Annotated in this window: 19 protein-coding genes; 9 read left to right on the plus strand and 10 right to left on the minus strand. The window is 60.3% G+C overall.

What is annotated here, in order from left to right; all coding sequences use genetic code 11:
• The first annotated feature begins 217 nt into the window (after window positions 1-217).
• Window positions 218-1,042, plus strand: a complete 825-nt coding sequence (locus tag AAIE04_RS03865) for an SDR family oxidoreductase (protein ID WP_019454365.1) — start codon at window positions 218-220, stop codon at window positions 1,040-1,042.
• Here AAIE04_RS03865 and AAIE04_RS03870 read toward each other — a convergent pair.
• On the minus strand, window positions 1,039-1,962 hold the full coding sequence (locus AAIE04_RS03870) for a LysR family transcriptional regulator (RefSeq protein WP_063919084.1): 924 nt from the start codon (window positions 1,960-1,962) through the stop codon (window positions 1,039-1,041). The genes AAIE04_RS03865 and AAIE04_RS03870 overlap by 4 nt on opposite strands.
• A gap of 249 nt (window positions 1,963-2,211) precedes the next feature.
• On the opposite strand from AAIE04_RS03870, the gene speB reads away from it, so the two are divergent.
• The 3 genes from speB to AAIE04_RS03885 all read left to right on the plus strand — a co-directional run bounded on the left by speB (window position 2,212) and on the right by AAIE04_RS03885 (window position 5,521).
• Window positions 2,212-3,144: an agmatinase gene (gene speB, locus AAIE04_RS03875; RefSeq protein ID WP_498576535.1), complete on the plus strand. Its 933-nt coding sequence runs from the start codon at window positions 2,212-2,214 to the stop codon at window positions 3,142-3,144.
• A 77-nt stretch (window positions 3,145-3,221) separates the two neighbouring features.
• Window positions 3,222-4,607: a sodium:solute symporter family protein gene (locus AAIE04_RS03880; RefSeq protein WP_498576536.1), complete on the plus strand. Its 1,386-nt coding sequence runs from the start codon at window positions 3,222-3,224 to the stop codon at window positions 4,605-4,607.
• A 104-nt stretch (window positions 4,608-4,711) separates the two neighbouring features.
• The gene (locus AAIE04_RS03885; RefSeq protein WP_498576537.1) at window positions 4,712-5,521 is read left to right on the plus strand and encodes a nitrilase-related carbon-nitrogen hydrolase; all 810 of its coding nucleotides are present in this window, start codon (window positions 4,712-4,714) and stop codon (window positions 5,519-5,521) included.
• Window positions 5,522-5,584: 63 nt separating this feature from the next.
• Here AAIE04_RS03885 and corA read toward each other — a convergent pair whose 3' ends face one another.
• Both corA and AAIE04_RS03895 read right to left on the minus strand, forming a co-directional pair.
• On the minus strand, window positions 5,585-6,568 hold the full coding sequence (gene corA, locus AAIE04_RS03890; protein ID WP_025920995.1) for a magnesium/cobalt transporter CorA: 984 nt from the start codon (window positions 6,566-6,568) through the stop codon (window positions 5,585-5,587).
• An 11-nt stretch (window positions 6,569-6,579) separates the two neighbouring features.
• A complete protein-coding gene (locus AAIE04_RS03895) occupies window positions 6,580-6,999 on the minus strand; it encodes a GNAT family N-acetyltransferase (protein ID WP_211129947.1) in 420 nt (139 codons plus the stop codon).
• A 132-nt stretch (window positions 7,000-7,131) separates the two neighbouring features.
• On the opposite strand from AAIE04_RS03895, the gene AAIE04_RS03900 reads away from it, so the two are divergent.
• Window positions 7,132-8,232 (plus strand): PQQ-dependent sugar dehydrogenase, encoded by a 1,101-nt coding sequence (locus tag AAIE04_RS03900; RefSeq protein WP_019454616.1) that lies wholly within the window; start codon window positions 7,132-7,134, stop codon window positions 8,230-8,232.
• Window positions 8,233-8,245: 13 nt separating this feature from the next.
• On the opposite strand, the gene AAIE04_RS03905 is transcribed toward AAIE04_RS03900, so the two are convergent.
• Both AAIE04_RS03905 and AAIE04_RS03910 read right to left on the minus strand, forming a co-directional pair.
• Window positions 8,246-8,866 (minus strand): glutathione S-transferase, encoded by a 621-nt coding sequence (locus tag AAIE04_RS03905; protein ID WP_019454615.1) that lies wholly within the window; start codon window positions 8,864-8,866, stop codon window positions 8,246-8,248.
• Window positions 8,867-8,955: 89 nt separating this feature from the next.
• Window positions 8,956-9,612, minus strand: coding sequence for an HAD family hydrolase (locus tag AAIE04_RS03910; RefSeq protein WP_019454614.1), 657 nt, complete (start codon window positions 9,610-9,612; stop codon window positions 8,956-8,958).
• A 290-nt stretch (window positions 9,613-9,902) separates the two neighbouring features.
• Between AAIE04_RS03910 and AAIE04_RS03915 the strand changes: the two genes are divergently transcribed.
• A complete protein-coding gene (locus tag AAIE04_RS03915; RefSeq protein WP_019454613.1) occupies window positions 9,903-10,925 on the plus strand; it encodes an isopenicillin N synthase family dioxygenase in 1,023 nt (340 codons plus the stop codon).
• Between the two features lie 60 nt (window positions 10,926-10,985).
• Here the strand turns inward: AAIE04_RS03915 and AAIE04_RS03920 are convergent, their stop codons facing one another.
• Entirely contained in the window at window positions 10,986-12,131 is a 1,146-nt protein-coding gene (locus tag AAIE04_RS03920) for a trans-sulfuration enzyme family protein (protein ID WP_019454612.1), read from the minus strand.
• Window positions 12,132-12,143: 12 nt separating this feature from the next.
• Entirely contained in the window at window positions 12,144-13,511 is a 1,368-nt protein-coding gene (locus AAIE04_RS03925; RefSeq protein ID WP_309531064.1) for a pyridoxal-phosphate dependent enzyme, read from the minus strand.
• Between the two features lie 466 nt (window positions 13,512-13,977).
• Between AAIE04_RS03925 and AAIE04_RS03930 the strand changes: the two genes are divergently transcribed.
• Window positions 13,978-15,183 carry a serine hydrolase gene (locus AAIE04_RS03930; protein WP_074054639.1) on the plus strand — a complete coding sequence of 402 codons (1,206 nt, stop codon included), beginning with the start codon at window positions 13,978-13,980 and terminating at the stop codon, window positions 15,181-15,183.
• A 101-nt stretch (window positions 15,184-15,284) separates the two neighbouring features.
• Here AAIE04_RS03930 and AAIE04_RS03935 read toward each other — a convergent pair whose 3' ends face one another.
• The 3 genes from AAIE04_RS03935 to AAIE04_RS03945 form a co-directional block, all read right to left on the minus strand.
• Window positions 15,285-15,776, minus strand: coding sequence for a fimbrial protein (locus AAIE04_RS03935; RefSeq protein ID WP_232094020.1), 492 nt, complete (start codon window positions 15,774-15,776; stop codon window positions 15,285-15,287).
• 19 nt (window positions 15,777-15,795) lie between these two features.
• Window positions 15,796-16,767, minus strand: coding sequence for a fimbrial protein (locus AAIE04_RS03940; protein ID WP_235049938.1), 972 nt, complete (start codon window positions 16,765-16,767; stop codon window positions 15,796-15,798).
• Window positions 16,768-16,847: 80 nt separating this feature from the next.
• Window positions 16,848-17,177 carry a hypothetical protein gene (locus AAIE04_RS03945; protein ID WP_019454607.1) on the minus strand — a complete coding sequence of 110 codons (330 nt, stop codon included), beginning with the start codon at window positions 17,175-17,177 and terminating at the stop codon, window positions 16,848-16,850.
• 665 nt (window positions 17,178-17,842) lie between these two features.
• Between AAIE04_RS03945 and AAIE04_RS03950 the strand changes: the two genes are divergently transcribed.
• Both AAIE04_RS03950 and AAIE04_RS03955 read left to right on the plus strand, forming a co-directional pair.
• Window positions 17,843-18,364 (plus strand): fimbrial protein, encoded by a 522-nt coding sequence (locus AAIE04_RS03950; RefSeq protein WP_019454606.1) that lies wholly within the window; start codon window positions 17,843-17,845, stop codon window positions 18,362-18,364.
• Between the two features lie 78 nt (window positions 18,365-18,442).
• Window positions 18,443-18,979, plus strand: coding sequence for a fimbrial protein (locus AAIE04_RS03955; RefSeq protein ID WP_019454605.1), 537 nt, complete (start codon window positions 18,443-18,445; stop codon window positions 18,977-18,979).
• Window positions 18,980-19,020: the final 41 nt, after the last annotated feature.

Here is a 19,020-nt window from a genome sequence, read left to right on the forward strand (position 1 = left end):
CAGCAAAAGTCGGTAAAAAACCGTATGCCAATTAAGCTAAACTATCCGCTGTCCGCCGTGCAACTCTTTTTTATCGTCATAAATTTAATTTATTGAAACAGGTTGGGTTATTAGCCATAGACGGCTTTACCTAACCTTAAGCCGGGCAGATTGTATCGCCGCGCGCAGTGGCGTAGCCTTAGAAGTAGAGCGCTGCATTCTTCAGGAGAGGAAGAGGATGAAAAAGGTAGCCATTATTGGCCTGGGTTGGTTGGGCATGCCGCTGGCGTTGTCGCTGATGGGCCGCGGGTACGATGTGGTCGGCAGCAAAACCACGCCGGACGGCGTCGAGGCCGCGCGCATGAGCGGTATCGAATGTTATCAGTTGGAGCTGACGCCGGAGTTGGTCTGCGATGCGGACGATCTGGAATCGCTGTTGCGCGTGGATGCGCTGGTGGTGACGCTGCCCGCGCGCCGCACCGTCGAAGGCAGCGAGAACTATTTCAATGCGGTGCGCATGCTGGTGGACAGCGCGATGGCCTTCGGCGTGCCGCGGGTAATCTTCACCAGTTCCACCTCGGTATACGGCGAAACGGCCGGCACGCTGCGCGAAGAGTCGCCGCTGCGGCCGGTCTCGCCGTCGGGCCGGGTCTTAGCCGAATTGGAACGTTGGCTGCATGAGTTGCCGAACACCTCGGTGGACATTTTGCGGCTGGCGGGGCTGGTGGGCGCCGATCGTCACCCCGGCCGCTTCCTGGCGGGTAAACTCGACGTGAAGGGCGGTTCGCAGGGGGTGAATCTGGTGCATCAGGATGACGTGATCGCCGCTATCCAACTGCTGCTGAAGCTGCCGAAGGGCGGCCATGTGTACAACCTGTGCGCACCGCGTCATCCGGCCAAACGCGAGTTCTATCCGGCGCTGGCCGAGCAGCTGCACCTGGAGCCGCCGCAATTCGCCGATGAAGCGGAGCAGGATGAGCGGCTGGTGGACGGCAATCGCATCTGCAATGAGCTGGGCTTCGAGTACCAGTATCCCGACCCGGCGCGCATGCCGGTCAGCTAAACGTCATCATGCCCCGCAAATGCGGGGTTTTTTTCGCCAGCGCGCACCAAATCCTCCAGCAGCGCGTTCAGCGCCTCGTCGGGCTCGACGGGGCGGCTGACCAGGCTGAGTACGGCGCGGTATGAGAGCGCCGCGCCGCCCAGCTGCCGCAGCAGCCCCTGTTCCACCCAGCGCGCCGCGTAGTGGGTGGGCAAATAGCCAAGACAGGTGCCGCTCAACACCAGATGGGCGACGCTCTCCATATGATGAGCCACCGCAGCCAGGTGGGGCGGCGCGATCGGGCATAACTGCTGCGCCAGCAGGTAGCCACGCTTAACCCAGCGCGCGTTTTCGATCTGCTCCCGCTCGGGGGTTTCCACTGCGAACAGCGGGTGATCCGCGCTGCAATAGATCGCCTGCGTCTCCTCCAGCCACGGCTGATAGCGCAGCGCCTCCAACTGCTGACCGAAGTAGCCGATGCCCAGATCGAGCTGCCGGTGCAGCAGCCCCTGTTCAATCTCGCTCGGTGAACAGATGCGGCACTGCAGCTGCACGTCCTGATGCCGGCGTTGAAAGTGTTTGATGGCCTGGCTGAACGGATTGCCCGGTAGCGAGACCAGATTATCTACCAGCCCAATCTGCAGATCGCCGGTCAGCAGGCCGTTCAGCGACTGGCTGACCCGGGTGAAGTCGCGGGCGGCGTTGAACAACGAGCGGCAGGCGATCAGCATGCGTTCACCCTTGGGCGTCAGCCGGAAGCCGGAGCGGCCGCGCTGGCACAGGCGAAAACCCAGTCGGGTTTCCAACGAAGCCAGGTGAGTGCTGATGGTGGACTGATTCATCATCAGCGTTTCCTGCGCGGCGCTGACGCCCTGGGATTCCGCCACCGCAACAAACACCCGCAGCAGTTTCAGATCGATATCGCTTAGGTTGGTGAGCATCTGCCCCTCCGCAGAGCATCGGCCGGTTAACTCATTTTTAACATTGCAAAAATGGGTTCGGCGCTGAAGATATGGCCTTCCTTATGGCATGAAGTTGAAATAAAAATCAATACTTCAATAGGTTAGTTACATCGCGTTTTTCGATGTTTACATGCAAAAGCGGGAATGGTAGTCGAGGCGGCCAACGGGGTAGTCTGCGAATGTTGCTTAAATGTTTCAATCCATCGCAGACTACGACAAGGAAACGCCATGCTGAACCAACCCCAAAGCGGCAACGACATGCCGCGCTTTGCCGGTATCCCCACCATGATGCGCCTGCCCGCCGCCGAACAGGCGCGCGGTCTGAACGCCGCCTTTGTCGGCATTCCGCTGGATATCGGCACCTCCAACCGCAGCGGTACCCGCTATGGCCCGCGCCAGATCCGCCAGGAGTCGGTAATGATCCGCCCCTACAACATGGGCACCGGCTCCGCCCCGTTCGAACGGCTGCAGGTGGCCGATCTGGGGGATGTCGCCATCAACCCCTACAGCCTGGCGGACAGCGTGCAGCGCATCGAGGCGGCTTATCACGAGATCCTGGCACACGGTTGTACGCCGTTGACGCTCGGCGGCGATCACACCCTGACGCTGCCGGTGCTGCGCGCCATTGCCCGTCGGCATGGCCCGGTGGGGCTGATCCACGTCGATGCGCATTCCGACACCAACGAGGAGATGTTTGGCGAGCGGCTGGCGCACGGCACCACCTTCCGCCGCGCGTTTGAGGAAGGACTATTGGCGCCGGAAAAGGTGCTGCAGATCGGTCTGCGCGGCAGCGGCTATGCGGCCGACGACTTCGACTGGTCGCGTCGCCAGGGCTTCCGCGTCGTGCCGGCCGAAGCCTGTTGGCACCGGTCGCTGACGCCGCTGATGGCCGAGATCCGCGAACAGATGGGAGACGCGCCGGTTTACCTCAGCTTCGATATCGACGGGCTGGATCCGGCCTTTGCACCGGGCACCGGCACGCCGGAGGTCGGCGGGCTGTCGGTCTGGCAGGGGCTGGAGATAGTGCGCGGCTGCCATGGGTTGAACCTGATCGGCGGCGACGTCGTGGAGGTGTCCCCGCCTTACGATCGCTCCGGCAACACCGCGCTGCTGGCGGCCAACCTGCTGTTTGAAATGCTGTGCGTGCTGCCGGTCCGCTGAGGCCAGCGCACTGACCCTACCGGCGGAGCGGTTGCGTCGGGCCCCCTGATAACAATAACAACGGTGTGGAGGTACCCATGAATCTCGATCTGCTGGTTGTGGTGTTTTACTTTCTGGTGATAGGCGCGGTGGGGTGGATGGGCATTCGCCGCGCCAATTCCAAAGAGGCGTATCTGGTCGCCGGGCGCAACCTGGGGCCAGGACTGTATCTGGGCACGCTGTCGGCGGTGGTGCTCGGCGGCGCGTCGACCATCGGCAGCGTCAAACTCGGCTACACCTACGGCATCTCCGGCGTCTGGCTGTGCGGCGCGCTCGGGCTGGGCATCGTGGTGCTGAGCCTGGTGCTGGCCAAGCCGCTGCTCAAGCTGAAGCTATATACCGTCAGCCAGGTGCTGTCGCGGCGCTATCATCCGGCGGCGCGCGTCACCAGCGGCGCGATCATGCTGGCATATGACCTGATGGTGGCGGTGACCTCGATCATCGCCATCGGCAGCGTGATGCAGGTGATGTTCGGCCTGTCGTTCGCCGCGTCGATTCTGCTCGGCGGCGGGCTGGTGGTGCTGTATTCGACGTTGGGCGGCATGTGGTCGCTGACGCTGACCGACATCATTCAGTTCATCATCATGACCGTCGGCATGATGCTGGTGCTGATGCCGATGAGCATCGTCAAGGCCGGCGGCTGGGAAGCGTTCGCCAGCCAACTGCCCGCCGGTTACTACCAGCTGTCGTCGATCGGGCTGGACACCATTCTGGTGTTCTTCCTGATCTACTTCTTCGGCATTCTGATTGGCCAGGACATCTGGCAGCGGGTGTTCACCGCCCGCAGCGCCAACGTGGCGCGCTTCGCTGGGCTGGGGGCGGGCGTCTACTGCGTGCTGTACGGCGTGACCGGCGCGCTGATCGGCATGGCCGGCAAGATCGTGCTGCCGTCGCTCAGCAATACCGATGGCGCCTTTGCCGCCATCGCGCAAGCGGTGTTGCCGGTCGGCGTCAGCGGGCTGGTGGCCGCGGCGGCACTGGCGGCGCTGATGTCCACCGCCAGCGCCTGCCTGCTGGCGTCCTCCACCATCGCGCTGGAAGACGTGCTGCCGGCCATTCGCCGCAAACCGTCCGGCGGGCTGGCCGCCGGGCGCTTTACCACGCTTTTCATGGGTGCGGTCATGCTGGGGCTGGCGTTTGTGGTACGCGACGTGCTGGCGGCGCTGACGCTGGCTTATAACCTGCTGGTGGGCGGCATGCTGATCCCGCTGGTGGGGGCGATCTTCTGGCCGCGAGCCACCAGCGTCGGCGCCATCGCCAGCATGCTGACCGGCAGCCTGTGTGTGGTGGGGCTGATGGTCTGGCACGGCATCGACGCTAACAGCCCGATCTACGGCGGCCTGTTGGGCGGCGGCGTCGCCTTCGTGCTGGGCAGCCTGCTGAGCCGCCCTGCGCCGCAGCTGCAGGCTCAAACTGAACGCTGAGGCGCGATCCGGGCTTTTATCACGGCGCCTTTACTGATTTACTGAGGAGCAGGGCGCATCGCCGCCCTGTCGGTTTAACGGTGAGGGTAAGGAGAAAGTGAGTCATGGGTAAAATCAGCGTCGCATGCTGCCAGTTAGCGCTGCGGGTAGGGGAAGCAGAGCATAATCGGGCGCTGTCTGCTCAGGCGATCCGTCATGCGGCGCAGCGCGGCGCCAACGTCATCGTGCTGCCGGAGCTGGTGAACAGCGGTTATGTGTTTCGCGATAAGGCGGAGGCGCTGACGTTGGCCGAGGCCGACGACGGGCCAAGCGTCAGCTTGTGGGTTGCCCTGGCGTGCGAATGGGATGTGGCGATCGTCGCCGGTTTCTGCGAGCGGCTGCCCGATGGCGGGGTGGCCAACAGCGCGGCGTTGATCGATGCGCAAGGCGTGAGGGCGATTTATCGCAAGGTTCACCTGTGGCATGAGGAGAGCACGATCTTTACCCCCGGCGATCGGCCGCCGCCAGTCGTCGAGACGCGCTTTGGCCGGTTGGCGGTGATGATCTGCTACGATCTTGAATTCCCTGAGTGGGTGCGGCTGCCGGCGCTGGCCGGTGCTCAGCTGCTGTGCGCACCGGTCAACTGGCCGCTGGCGCCGCGCCCACAGGGCGAACGGTCGGCGGAGATGGTGAAGGCGCAGGCCAACGCCGCCGTCAATCGGCTGTTCATCGCGGTGTGCGATCGCTGCGAAACGGAACGCGGCGTCGAGTGGATCGGCGGCTCGGCGATCGTCGACGCCGACGGTTACCCGTTGACGCAGAGCCTGGCTGGCGAAGGCATGGTGCTGGCGGAAATGGATATCAGTACGGCTGATGACAAGCGCATCGGCCGCTACAATCATGTGCATTGCGATCGGCGGCCGCTACTGTATTGAAGCGGCGGGGCGGGCTGCCCCGCCGAGGTTTTTTGCCGACGGGAACCGCCGCTGTTTTGGCGCTTACAGCCAGCCTGATTTCTTCAGCTTCTGATACAGGAAAATGCAGCCGACGGCGGTCACTCCCAGCGTGGCGTGATAGGCCCACGGGAATTTCAGTTCCGGCATGTCGGCGAAGTTCATCCCGTACAGGCTGAAGATCACCGTCGGGATAGCCAAAATCGCCCCCCAGCCCGCCAGCCGTTTCACCACTTCGTTCTGTTTGACCGTCACCAGCGCCAGATTGACGTGCATGGCGTTGGTCAGCATTTCGCGCATGTCGTCGATGTTGCTGACCACCTGATGCGCATGATCCTGCACGTCGCGCACGTAGGCGCGCAGCTCTTTCGGGATCACTTCTTCGTGCAGACGGATCAGCTGGTTGCAGATTTCATCCATCGGCAGCGCGGCGTTGCGCAGCGCCAGCAGGTGGCGGCGCAGAGTATAGACGTTCTCAATCGCCGCCTGATCGAACTCCGACTGGAACATGTTGGCTTCGATGTTCTCGATGGTGCTCTCGAAGCGCGCCACCACACTGCGGTAGTTATCCACCACGAAGTCCAGCACCGAATAAAGCGCGAAGCCCGGCCCGCGGCACATCTGCTTGTGATTCTCTTCCGCCTTGGCGCGGATCGGCGCATAGCTGGGCGAAGCGCCGTGGCGCACCGTCACCAGAAAGTTTTTGCCGACGAAGAAGTGCGTCTCGCCGTATTCGATTTCGTCGTTCTCGCCCCATTGCGCGGTTTTCACCACGATGAACAGCGAGTCGCCATAGGTCTCCAGCTTCGGCCGCTGGTGTGCGCACAGCGCGTCTTCGATCGCCAGGTCATGCAGCCCGAACTCTTCCTGCACCTTGCGCATAAACGCCGGCTCCGGCTGCCGGAGCCCCAGCCAGATGAAAGTGTCCGGTTGTTTGACCACCTCGCTGATATCGTCGATGGTCACTTCGCCCAGTCGTTGGCCGGCTTTGTACGCCACGCAGTTCACCACCATGCTTTTGCTGTCCATCGGTCCGTCCATTAATCAGTCAGGGTTTTGGTGAGAAAATAGCACTCATGTTCCACCGGATAATCTTTCAACGTCATTTGCAGTTGATAGCCGAGCTTTTCGTAAAACGGTCGCGCCTGGAAGCTGAAGGTGTCCAGACGGGCGTAGCGGCAGCCGCGCGCCTGCGCCTCTTGTTCGGCGGCGCGCATCAATCGGCCGCCCAGGCCGCTGCCGCGTTGGGAGTCTGCCACCCACAGCCACTCGACGCTCAGCCAGTTGCCCCAGGTTTCGGCGGTCAGCCCGCCGATCACCGTGCCGGCCTCGTCGCGCGCATAGACGCTGAGCGGCTTGCGGTGCCAGGCACCGATATACGGCAGGTTGTAAGCGCGCAGGCCTTGCCTGATCGCGTCAAGGGTTTGTTCGTCGATCGCGTCGGTAACGGTAATGTCCATGATTTCCTCCTGGGTGATGCGTTAACTTAAGCACACTACGGCTAAAAGGCAACCTGTTGAAATGTAATGTAAACGACCATTCCGACTGGGTGAGCTACACTAAACGGGTCATTTTATCCTCAGGAGGACGCCATGCCCCGATTGACTCTGCTGGCCGGGTTGCTGCTGTGCAGCGGCCTGCTGCACGCCGCGCCGACGGTCAGCCAACTGCAGGACGGCCTGGAACATCCGTGGTCGCTGGCCTTTTTGCCGGCGGAGCAAGGCCTGCTTATCACCGAACGGCCCGGCCGGCTGCGGCTGTGGCGGCAGGGCAAGGGCCTGTCGCCGCCGATCGCCGGTGTGCCGCAGGTCTACGCCGAGGGGCAGGGCGGCCTGCTGGAAGTGTTGCCGGCCCCCGACTTCAGCGCCAGTCGCCGGGTATATCTCAGCTTCGCCGAACCGGGCGAGGGCGGCAAAGCCGGTACGGCGGTCGGCTATGGCCGCCTGAGCGACGATGGCCGGCGGCTGGAAAACTTTAAGGTGATCTTCCGTCAGCAGCCCAAGCTGTCGGTCGGCAATCATTTTGGCGGCAAGCTGGCGTTCGACAGGCAGGGCTATCTGTTCATCGCGCTGGGTGAAAACAACCAGCGGCCGACGGCGCAGGAGACCGACAAACTGCAGGGCAAACTGGTGCGGCTGACCGCCGAAGGTGCGGTACCGCCGGATAACCCCTGGGTCGGCCAGGCCGGCAAACGGCCGGAGGTTTGGTCTTACGGCCACCGCAATCCGCAAGGGCTGGCGTTGAACCCGTGGAGCGGCGCGATCTGGGAACATGAGCACGGCCCGCGCGGCGGCGATGAGCTCAATATCCCGCTGCCGGGTAAAAACTACGGCTGGCCGCTGGCCACCTACGGCATCAACTATTCCGGCCAACCGATACCGGAGGCCAAAGGGGAACGGGTGCCCGGCACCGAACAACCGCTGCACTACTGGCGAGTCTCGCCCGGCCTCAGCGGCATGGCGTTTTATGACGGCCAACGCTTCCCCGCCTGGCGGCACTCGCTGTTCATCGGCGCGCTGGCGCAAAAGGAACTGATTCGCCTGACGCTGGAGGGCGACAAGGTGGTGGCGGAAGAGCGGCTGTTGGGCGATCGCGGCGAACGCATCCGCGAGGTGCGCAGCGGGCCGGATGGCTACCTGTATCTGCTGACGGACGAACGGAACGGCAAGCTGCTGAAGGTCGGGGCGTCGTAGCGCCCCGCATCGATTAGGTGAGCGCGCTCATTACGCCGCGCTGGTAGGCTGGGCGAGCGCGCAGCTGCTGATACCAGCGCTCCATGTTCGGCCGTGAGCGACGGACGATAGGCATTTCGAACCAGGCGTAGGCGAAGCTGCCGAGCGGAATATCGCCGAAGCCGAACGCTTCGCCGGAGAGGTAGGGCTGGCGCGCCAGCGTCTGTTCGATGACGTCGAAGTGTTTTTCCAGCGTGGCGATCGCCGCATCGATTTTCGCCATGTCGCGCAGCTCGGGCGCGGTACGCACCAGGCCCCAAAAGACGATGGTGAAGGCCGGGACGATGGTTGAGGTGGTCCAGTCCATCCATTTCTCGGCGGCGGCGCGCGCCTGCAGATCCTGCGGATAGAACGTCGCATCGCCGAATTTCGCCGCCAGGTAGCGCACGATGGTGTTGGATTCCCACAGTACGAAGTCATCGTCCTGCAGCAGCGGCACCAGGCCGTTCGGGTTCAGCGCGCGGTAGCTCTCTTCGTTTACCTTGCCGAACGCGCCGCCGGCGTTGATGTGGGTGAAGTTCAGCTCCAGTTCGGCGGCGCACCACAGCACCTTCCTGACGTTGTTCGAATTCTCACGACCCCAAATGGTCAGCATTGGATAGCTCCGTTAGCGGATTAAGGACCCTTAATACCTACGCCACAACGCGCTTTTTGTCACACCGCAGGGCACTTTTTGTCTGCCATTCAGCGTTCCCAACGGCACACTTCCCAGCCGCGTTCCACCGCCAGCGCGTTCAACTCGCTGTCGGGGTTGATCACCGTGGCGCTGTCGACGAATTGCAGCATTGCCTTGTCGTTGAGGGAGTCGCTGTAGCCGTGGCTATGCTCGAATTTCAGATGTGGATGCTGCGCCAGCCAGTGCTGCAGGCGGATCACCTTGCCCTGCTGATAGGTCATGGTGCCGTAAGTGTTGCCGGTAAAGCGGCCATCGCTGATTTCCACGCCAATCGCCAGCGCATCGTCGGCGCCGAGCTGTTCGGCTATCGGCGCCACCAGATGCTCGCCGGTGGCGGAGATCACCAGAATGCAGTCGCCGCGCTCGCGGTGCCACTGCAGGCGTTCACGGGCGGCGGGGTAGACGCGCGGCAGGATGTCGCGCCGGATATAACGCTGCACCCAACCGGCCACGGTTTGCACGCTCAGGCCGGTCAACGGCGCCAGCGTAGCCTGCATATAGTCCTCCATCGACAGCTTGCCCTGATAATAGAGCTGCATCAGCTGCTGCTCCTGCAGTTCAAGCTCCGCCGGCGCGAATCCCTGGCCGACCAGCCAGCGGATCCACAGGCTGGCGCTGTCATCGTCAATCAGGGTTTCATCCAGGTCGAATAAGGCTAAATCCATCAGTATTTCTCCGGCAGGCAGGGTATGAGGTCGTTTACAGGATAGCGGATAGCGCACGTCGCCAGCCAGCGGCGTCGGCGAAATTGCGCAGAGCATAAGAAACATTGATGACGCTTTTGCGACAGTTTGTTGAACGTTTGCATAACTTAGAACGCAACAATATTGGCCGCCCCGGCGAACGCGGTGCTAACTAGAAGACCAATGCAGCCACCCGCTGGGGGGAGTGACCATGTTGATTATTCGCCTGTATGGCAGCCCGATCGTGATCGGGGAAGACGAGGAACCGCAAGATGACGCACCTGACGACGCTGAAAACGCTGCCGCTGCTGGATCTTTCGCAGCTTGACGGCGATGCGCGCCAGCGGCGCGCCTTTCTTGACGATTTGCGCGCGGCGGCGCGCGACGTCGGTTTTTTCTATCTGCGCGGTCACGGCGTGGACGGCGCGTTGAATGCGCGGTTGCAGCACGCCGCGCGGCAATTTTTCGCCCTGCCGGAAGCCGACAAGCTGGCGGTGCAGATGGTGCGCTCGCCGCATTTTCGCGGTTATAACCGGGCGGCGGCGGAGCTCACGCTCGGCCAGCCGGACTGGCGCGAGCAGTTCGATATCGGCGCCGAACGTCCGGCGCTGACGCTGGCTGACGACACCCCGCGTTGGGCGCGCCTGCAGGGGCCAAATCAGTGGCCGACGGCGCTGCCGGCGCTGAAACCGCTGCTGCTGCAGTGGCAGCAGGCGATGACCGCCATGTCGTTGCGGCTGCTGCGCGCTTTCGCGCTGGCGCTGTCGCTGCCGGAGCAGGCTTTCGATCGCTTGTACGGCGATAAGCCCAACGAACACATCAAACTGATTCGCTACCCGGGGCGGGACGCTACCGGCAGCGCACAGGGCGTCGGCGCACACAAGGACTCGGGTTTTCTCAGCTTCTTGCTGCAGGATGCGCAAAAAGGGCTGCAGGTGGAGGTCAGCGAGGGGCGATGGATAGACGCACAGCCGCGTGAAGACACTTTCGTGGTGAACATCGGCGAGCTGCTGGAACTGGCGACCAACGGTTATCTGCGCGCCACGGTGCACCGGGTGGAAACGCCGCCGGCGGGGCGTGACAGATTATCGATCGCGTTCTTCCTCGGCGCGCGTCTGGACGCGGTGGTGCCGCTGTATCAACTGCCGCCGCAGCTGGCGGCGCAGGCGCGCGGCCCGGCCAGCGATCCGCTCAACCCGCTGCTGCGCGATGTCGGTTACAACTACCTGAAAGGGCGCATCCGCTCCCACCCCGATGTAGCGCATCGCTTTTATCAGGACGTTATCGGCCTCTGAATATCAGGCATAAAAAAGCCCGGCGTGGCGGCCGGGCTGAGAGGTGCGCTGATGCAGCGGTTATTCCGCCAGCGCTTGCTGCAGATCGGCGATCAGATCTTCCACATCTTCAATCCCTACCGACAGGCGTACCAGCTGTGGCGTGATGCCGGTTTGCAGGCGCTGTTCCAGCGGAATGGAGGCGTGCGTCATGCTGAATGGCTGGCTGATCAGGCTTTCCACGCCGCCCAGGCTTTCCGCCAGGGTGAACAGGCGCGAACGCTTGATGACCCGGCGCGCATAGGCGTCGTCGCCTTTCAACCGTACCGAGATCATGCCGCCGAAGCGCGTCATCTGGCGCGCCGCCAGCTCGTGCTGCGGATGGCTCGGCAGGCCGGGATAGTAGACGTTTTCCACCTGCGGCTGGCTCTCTAGCCATTGAGCGATGCGCAGCGCGCTGTCGCTGTGGCGCTGCATGCGCAGCGCCAGGGTACGAATGCCGCGCAGCGTCAGGAAGCTGCTGAACGGATCGAGAATACCGCCGACCGCGTTTTGCAGGAAGCCGAGCTGTTCCGCCAGCGCCGGGTTATCGCCCACCGCCGCGACGCCGGCCACCACGTCGGAGTGGCCGTTGAGGTATTTGGTGGCGGAGTGCACCACCACGTCAAAGCCCAGATCCAGCGGGCGTTGCAGATACGGCGAGGCGAAGGTGTTGTCCGCCACGCTGATAAGTTGATGCTTTTTGGCGATCGCGGCGATGGCGCTCAGATCCGCCAGTTTCAGCAATGGGTTGGTCGGGGTTTCCACCCAGATCATTTTGGTATCCGGTTCGATCGCCTGTTCCAGCCCGGCGAGATCCGCCGGTGACACGTAGGTGACGCGCAGGCCGGCGGTGCGGCTGCGCACCTTTTCCAGCAGGCGATAGGTGCCGCCGTACAGGTCGTCCACCGCGATCAGGTGGCTGTCCTTGTCGAGCAGCTCCAGCACCGTGGAGCAGGCCGCCAGACCGGAGGCGAAGGCGTAACCGCGGCTGCCGCCTTCCAGTTCGGCGATGGCGCTTTCCAGCGCGGTGCGCGTCGGGTTGGCGCTGCGGGAATACTCATAGCCGGTATGCTCGCCCGGCGCCGGTTGGGCGTAGGTAGAGGTGGCGTAAATCGCCGGCATCACTGCGCCGGTCGCATCCGGGGTGTAACCGGCGTGAACGGTCAACGTATCAAACTTGGCCATAATGGGTCCTTATTAACGTAATTTTTGGCGCCAGGCGTTAAGCACGTCTGTGCGGGTAATCAGGCCGAGGAAGCGCTCGCCGTCGAGCACCACCGCGACGTGGCCATGGTTGAAGGTGGCCTGCAGTTCCTGATAGCCGGCTTCCTTTTGCAGCGTATTGACCCGCTTGGTCATCGCGCTGCTGGCCGGCAGGCTGAAGTGGGCGGCGTCGGCCTGGACGGCATTCAGCAGATCCCACTCATCGATCAAACCGACCACCCGATCGCCTTCCAGCACCGGCAGCTGCGAGATGTCGTACAGCCGCATGCGGGCGTGTACGATCGCCAGCGTGTCGTCCGGCGCGGCGGAAACGGCGGCGCCCTCGTCGTGGCGGTAGGCGATCAGATCGCGCAGATCGCCGTGCTGCGGCTTGCTCAGTAAGCCCTGTTCCAGCATCCAGTGATCGTTATACATTTTAGACAGATATTTGTTGCCGCTGTCGCAGACGAAGGTCACCACTCGCTTGGGTTCGGTCTGTGCGCGGCAGTAACGCAATGCGGCGGCCAGCAGGGTGCCGGTGGACGATCCTGCCAGCACGCCTTCCTTGCGCAGCAGGTCGCGCGCGGTGGTGAAGGCTTCGGCGTCGCCGATGCGGTAAGCGTTGCGCACCTGGTTAAAGTCGCTGAGCGGTGGGACGAAGTCTTCGCCGATGCCTTCCACCAGCCAACTGCCCGCTTCGCCGACTTGGCCGTTGTCGAGATAGTCCGCCAGAATAGAGCCGGCAGGGTCGGCCAGCACGAATTCCGTCTGCGGCGATACTTCGGCGAAATAGCGGCTCAGCCCGCCCAGTGTGCCGCCGGAACCGACGCCGACCACGATGGCGTCTACGTCATGTTCCATCTGTCGCCACAGTTCGGGCGCCGTGGTGGTGGTATGGGCCGCCGGGTTGGCCGGATTATTGAACTGGTCGATATAAAAAGCGCCGGGGATCTCATCCGCCAGGCGTTTAGCGTAATCCTGATAGTAAGCCGGATGCCCCTTGCCGACGTCCGAGCGGGTCAACAGCACTTCCACGCCCAGCGCGCGCAGGTGGAAGATCTTCTCGCGGCTCATCTTGTCCGGCACCACCAGCAGTAGCTTATAGCCTTTCAATGCCGCCACCAGCGCCAATCCCAGGCCGGTATTGCCGGCGGTGGCTTCGATGATGGTGCCGCCCGGCTGCAGTTTGCCGTCGCGCTCGGCCTGTTCGATCATCGACAGCGCCACGCGGTCTTTGATCGAACCGCCGGGGTTTTGATTCTCCAGCTTGACGAACAGCCGGCACGGGCCGGTATCGAACTGGGTCAGTTCCAGCATCGGGGTATTGCCAATCATCTCGATGACGGAATGGGGGATCGCCATGACTCATCTCCAGGATTATTCGGTATAAAAGTCTTTGTGTGGATGATAGCGCTGAGGATAAGCGCTTTAAAAAGAACAAATAACGGTTCTATATGCCATTATGGAATATATTAATCTTTTTTAGACGTATGGATGCGCAGATGTTTAGCGGTTCAGATGCTTGGCCGTGTAGCCGTGAGTGGGCGGAGAAATAGACGGTGCGGCGCTTTTTTGAGCGATAAGCGGGGGCCTGCGTACAGTTATGTAAAAATGCTGAAAATTCACGCTAAACCCTGCAAAAATAAGATAAATCACATAAACTCACAGCAAGGGCATTTTCGGTGCGTTGCGTTACCCATTACGGGCGCCGCAGGGGGTTGCGGCCGGCACGCGCGCACCGGGCCACTCTCGCTGGTTGGCTTAAAACGTGAACATGTTTGAAAGTTAACGCTATTTCAATGGTTTGAATGGACACTCTGGCGACGTCATGATGAAAAAAAACTTATCCACTTCCCTGAAAAAACTGACCTTCAGCGTAGGCATCCTGTTGCTGGCCGCACCGGCCGTGCACGCGGCCGAGCCGCCGGCGCCGCCGCAGGTAGACGCCAAGGCCTTCATTCTGATGGATTACAACAGTGGCAAGGTGCTGACCGAAGGTAACTCCGACACCCGCCTCGATCCCGCCAGCCTGACCAAGATCATGTCCAGCTACGTGATCGGGCAGGCGATCAAGGCCGGCAAGATCAAGCCGGAAGACATGGTCACCGTCGGCAAAGACGCCTGGGCGCCCGGTAACCCGGCGCTGCGCGGTTCTTCGCTGATGTTCATCAAGCCGGGCGATCAGGTGCCGGTGCTGGAGCTGAATAAGGGCATCGTGATTCAGTCGGGCAACGACGCCAGCATCGCGCTGGCGGACTACGTGGCGGGCAGCCAGGATTCGTTCGTCGGCCTGATGAACAACTACGCCAAGTCTCTGGGCCTGCAGAATACCCACTTCCTGACGGTGCATGGCCTGGATGCGGAAGGGCAGTACAGCACCGCGCGCGACATGGCGCTGCTGAGCCAGGCGCTGATCCGCGACGTGCCGGACGAATACGCGCTGCATAAAGAGAAAGAGTTCACCTTTAACAAGATCCGCCAGATTAACCGCAACCGTCTGCTGTGGAGCAGCAACCTGAACGTCGACGGTATCAAGACCGGTTACACCAGCGGTGCCGGTCACAACCTGGTGGCGTCGGCCACCGACGGCCCGATGCGCCTGATCTCGGTCGTGCTGGGCGCGCCGAGCGATCGCGTGCGCTTCAGCGAAAGCGAAAAGCTGCTGACCTGGGGCTTCCGCTTCTATGAAACCGCAACGCCGATCAAGGCCGATAAACCGTTCGTTACCCAGAAGGTATGGTTCGGCGACGTCAGCGAAGTGCCGCTCGGCGTGGCGAAAGACGCCTCGGTCACCATTCCGAAAGGACAGATGAAAAACCTGAAGGCCAGCTACAAACTGACCCAACCGACGCTGGAAGCGCCGCTGGCGAAAAATCAGGTGGTCGGCACCATCGACTTCCAACTGGACGGAAAAACCATCGAGCAGCACCCGCTGGTGGTGATGCAAGAGGTGAAAGAGGGCAACTTCTTCAGCCGCATCTGGGATATGGTGATGATGAAGCTGAGCCAGTGGTTCGGTGGGATCTTCGGCTAAATACCCTGATGTGAGGAGCGCGCCTCAGGCGCACGATCCTTGACCAAGCCGCAACGGAGACGTTGCGGCTTTTTTTTCGCGAGTTGCTGAGATGCGGGTGTTTAAAAGTAGTCCACCAGCATGGTGGCGCCGCTGGTGAAATCACCTTCTGCCAGGGAGACGGCGCTGTTTTTTACCGGCACCGCATCAAGCGTCGGTGGATTGGCGTAATCGATGTTCAGCGGTGTATTGATGGCGAAGGCCTTGCCGTTGGCCAACAGCTTGATGCCCAAGCCATTAACGCTGCTGGTTAACACGCTGCCATCGAAGGCCGCCGCGCTGCCCATGATCTTCATTTTCAGCTGGCGGCTGTTATCCAGAAACTCGCATTTGATGCTGTAATCGATGCGTTGCATATAGCGAGTGCCGTCGATGCGCTTGATGCCGACCTTGCCGAAGTCGATATCGATGGTGCGACCGTCGTTGATCACGCAAGGCGGGGGCGCCACCACGGTGGCGGTGATGTTGACCTTGGTACCCTGGTCGGCGGCCTGAGCGGCGGCGCTCATCAGGCTTAGCGCCCACAGCAGAGCGCAGCTCTTTTTCCTCGTCATGTTCATCCTGGCTCCCGTCTCAAGGTGCGCTGAAAATCAGCGTGGCCGAACCCGACAGCGGGCCGGTGGCGATGCTGGTGTAAGGAACATTGTTCTTCACCGGCACAAAGGTCACGGTATCGTTGCCCAGACCGTTGACGATACGCGTTCTGAAGGCATTATTGGGCTTTACCACCGCGCCGTTGTACACCATGGCCACGCCGACGTTGGGGTTGCTGGTCTTGATAAAATCGCTGGAGAAACCGCTGGCGTCGCTGACCATGCGGATCAGAATATCCTGCGTCGCGCTCTGATCGTCGCATTGGTAGCTGAGCGCTTTGTCCTGTTTTATCTGGGCATCGCTGGCGCTCTGGGTCAGAAAGTCCTGGCGGATCTGGCCGAAGTCGACGTTAATTTGCTGACCGTTGTTGATGGTGCAGCTGGTGGTGACGAAGTAAGCGTCATTGTCGGCGATCAGGCGCCAGCGATAAACGCCGCACTGTGGGCAGCCAGGCTGATCGTTGGTCTGAATAAAGTTGATTTGGCCGATGACGTCGCCCTTATTCACCTTGATGTCCGGCGTTGGGAAACGGTTCAACACGATATAGACCCGGATGGCGACCGACTGGGTTTGCAGGTTGGTAAGGCTGAGTACGCTGATGCCTGATGGCACCGGGGAGTTGTAATCGCTGCCGTTGATGGTGGTGCCGCTGCCGATGGCGCCAAAAATGGCGCTGTTCATCGTCAGCGCCGGGCTGTCGGTTTTGAGATAGTCATACCAACTCGCGACGTCGTTTTTACAGGTGACCTGGCTGACGTTGACGATTTCGTTTTTGCCATAAGCAAGCTGTGGCCCGATGCGCACCCGGACGTCAACCGGCGTGGTCGACCCCCCAGGGGGAATCAGTCCGCCATCGGACGTGCGGCAGGTAAACGCATTGGCGTTGCCAAGCAGCAGGAAGAAAGATAATGCCAGGCAGCAGCGTAAAAATAGCAGGGCTGTTTTTATCACGATAATATCCCAATATATATAAATAGTGTGCGGCGTTACTCCGCAATGAAATATTGCCAATCAGGCCGGCTACGCCATATTTATTCCGTTAAAGAAGAATGGGGTGTATCTCTGTTGGATCTGTCGTCGTTATCCCCGCTCAACAATGCGGTGGGATACCACCTCAATGAGTTGTTGATGGAACCGTCCGTCACAATCACTTTTTGCCGGGCGACAAGATCCAGCAGCAGCCGCCGAGCCCGGTAAACACCGACGTTGACGGCATTGGCCAGTTGCCGCGTCGACAGCCATTGCTGCTGTGGCGGCAGCCCGGCGACGGGGCACTTGCGGGGTGACTGTGCGAATAATGTTTGCAGCAGATCATGCTGCAATTGCCGTATTTCCTTTTGTTTCGGAGATAACGCTTCCATAGCACTTCCTCTGTATTCCGATTGCCGTATTCCTAAGAAAAAACAAACTTTCGCTGCCTACCAACAACGAGGTAAAACGCGAACAAAGAAAATTCCTATCTATTTATCAGGATTGAAAAAAAAGGCGTTGCCCGCCCCGTTTTTACCTATGCCTAGGCAGGGGGGGCGTCACGCTGAAACCTAAAATTTTGGTTTATTATATTCACAAAGCGCCACTTTGCGATCTGATTACTTGGGAATCAGAGAAAAACAGGATATTGCTCTATAAAAGTATCTTTTACGATCTATGAGCCTAAAAATAACAGTAAATTAACTTCAATTAGGAAATAAATTGCGAATGTTCGCCTTGATCAAAAAAAGCCTTTTTTTGCTGAGAGGCATTTGCCAGAATATTCATCGCCGAACAAGAAGGGCGGATTAGAAAGTATTGGCCTCGGCTTGTTGTGATTTCGTTTATTTTTGAATGGCGATCTCATTAATGAGTGGGCTGCTGCGAACTTGCCGTTATCGACGAGTTTATTGTCGGTTTCCTTGGGTTTTGGCAGTTAACCAACCAGCAAGATGCTAAAGAATCAGGGCTGCGCACATATAAGCGCGAGCGGGTTTCCTGTTGCTCTTTTTCTTGATTGGAATATGCATTTTTTCTTATAAGGAATATAGGTTCTATGAAACTTAACAAAATCATGATGGCTGCAGTGATTGCATTTGGCGCAAGTTCTTTTGCACAGGCAGCCGATCAGGGACACGGTAAGGTCACCTTCACGGGCTCTATTATTGATGCGCCATGCTCTATTGCGCCTGAGTCGATCGATCAGACCGTAGATCTGGGCCAGGTTTCCAACGTGGCGTTGAAAAACGGCGGCAAATCCAACCCGCGTCCGTTTGAAATCAAACTGGAGCAGTGCGACATCACCACGCTGAAAACCGTTAAAACCACCTTCAGCGGCGTAGCGTCGTCTACCGACAAGGATCTGCTGGGTATCGCGGGCACCGCCAGCGGCGCCGGCGTCGCTATCACTTACGGTGGTCAGCCGATCAAACTGGGTGAGGCAACGACCGCGCAAACCCTGAACACCGGCAACAACACCCTGCATTTCGCTGCCTACCTGCAGGGCGAAGGCGCTTCCGCCGCCATCGTTCCGGGCGACTTCACTGCCGTAGCCGATTTCACCCTGGCTTATCAGTAAGTGAGTCTGAAGGCTTAATCAACCAGGCATGGGGTGCGCCGCATGCCTGGTGAATCTCCCTGTCAAAGGAATGTCGCGATGTTTTTACCAAGGAATCGAGCGGGTGCCGTTCTTTTGGCGTCGTTGGCGTTTGCGCCCGGCTATGCAACTTCCGCCGCGCAGGGGTGGGGCAAAGTCAACATGCACGGCGCCATTATCGACACCGCCTGCGCCATTGCCGCCGGCAGCCGCGATCAGACGATCGATATGGACACTATTCCTCTCGGGCAGATCATTCGTGACGGCCAGGGGATGACCAAACCTTTCAGTATCGAATTGGTCAATTGCATTTTGGAACGGCCGGAAAACAAGCCTGATTGGAAATTCTTTCAGGTCACGTTTGATGGTTATGCGGAAGGCGCTCTGTTTGGCGTACAGGGCGATGCGCGCGGCATCGCATTAAAGATAAAAGACAGCAGCGGCACGGTGGTTATTCCAGGGAAACCTTTGCCGATGGAGGGAGTAATACCGGGAAACCGAGTGCTGAATTATTCCATGACCTTGATGCCGAATCACCAGCCGTTGAAGGTGGGAGCGTATTTTTCCACAGTGCGTTTTAAGCTGGATTATTTTTGATTTTTTCTCGTACTGACGGTTAATTCGTTATTGAAAGGACT

This window comes from Serratia sp. Ae19-1 (genome assembly GCF_059801225.1).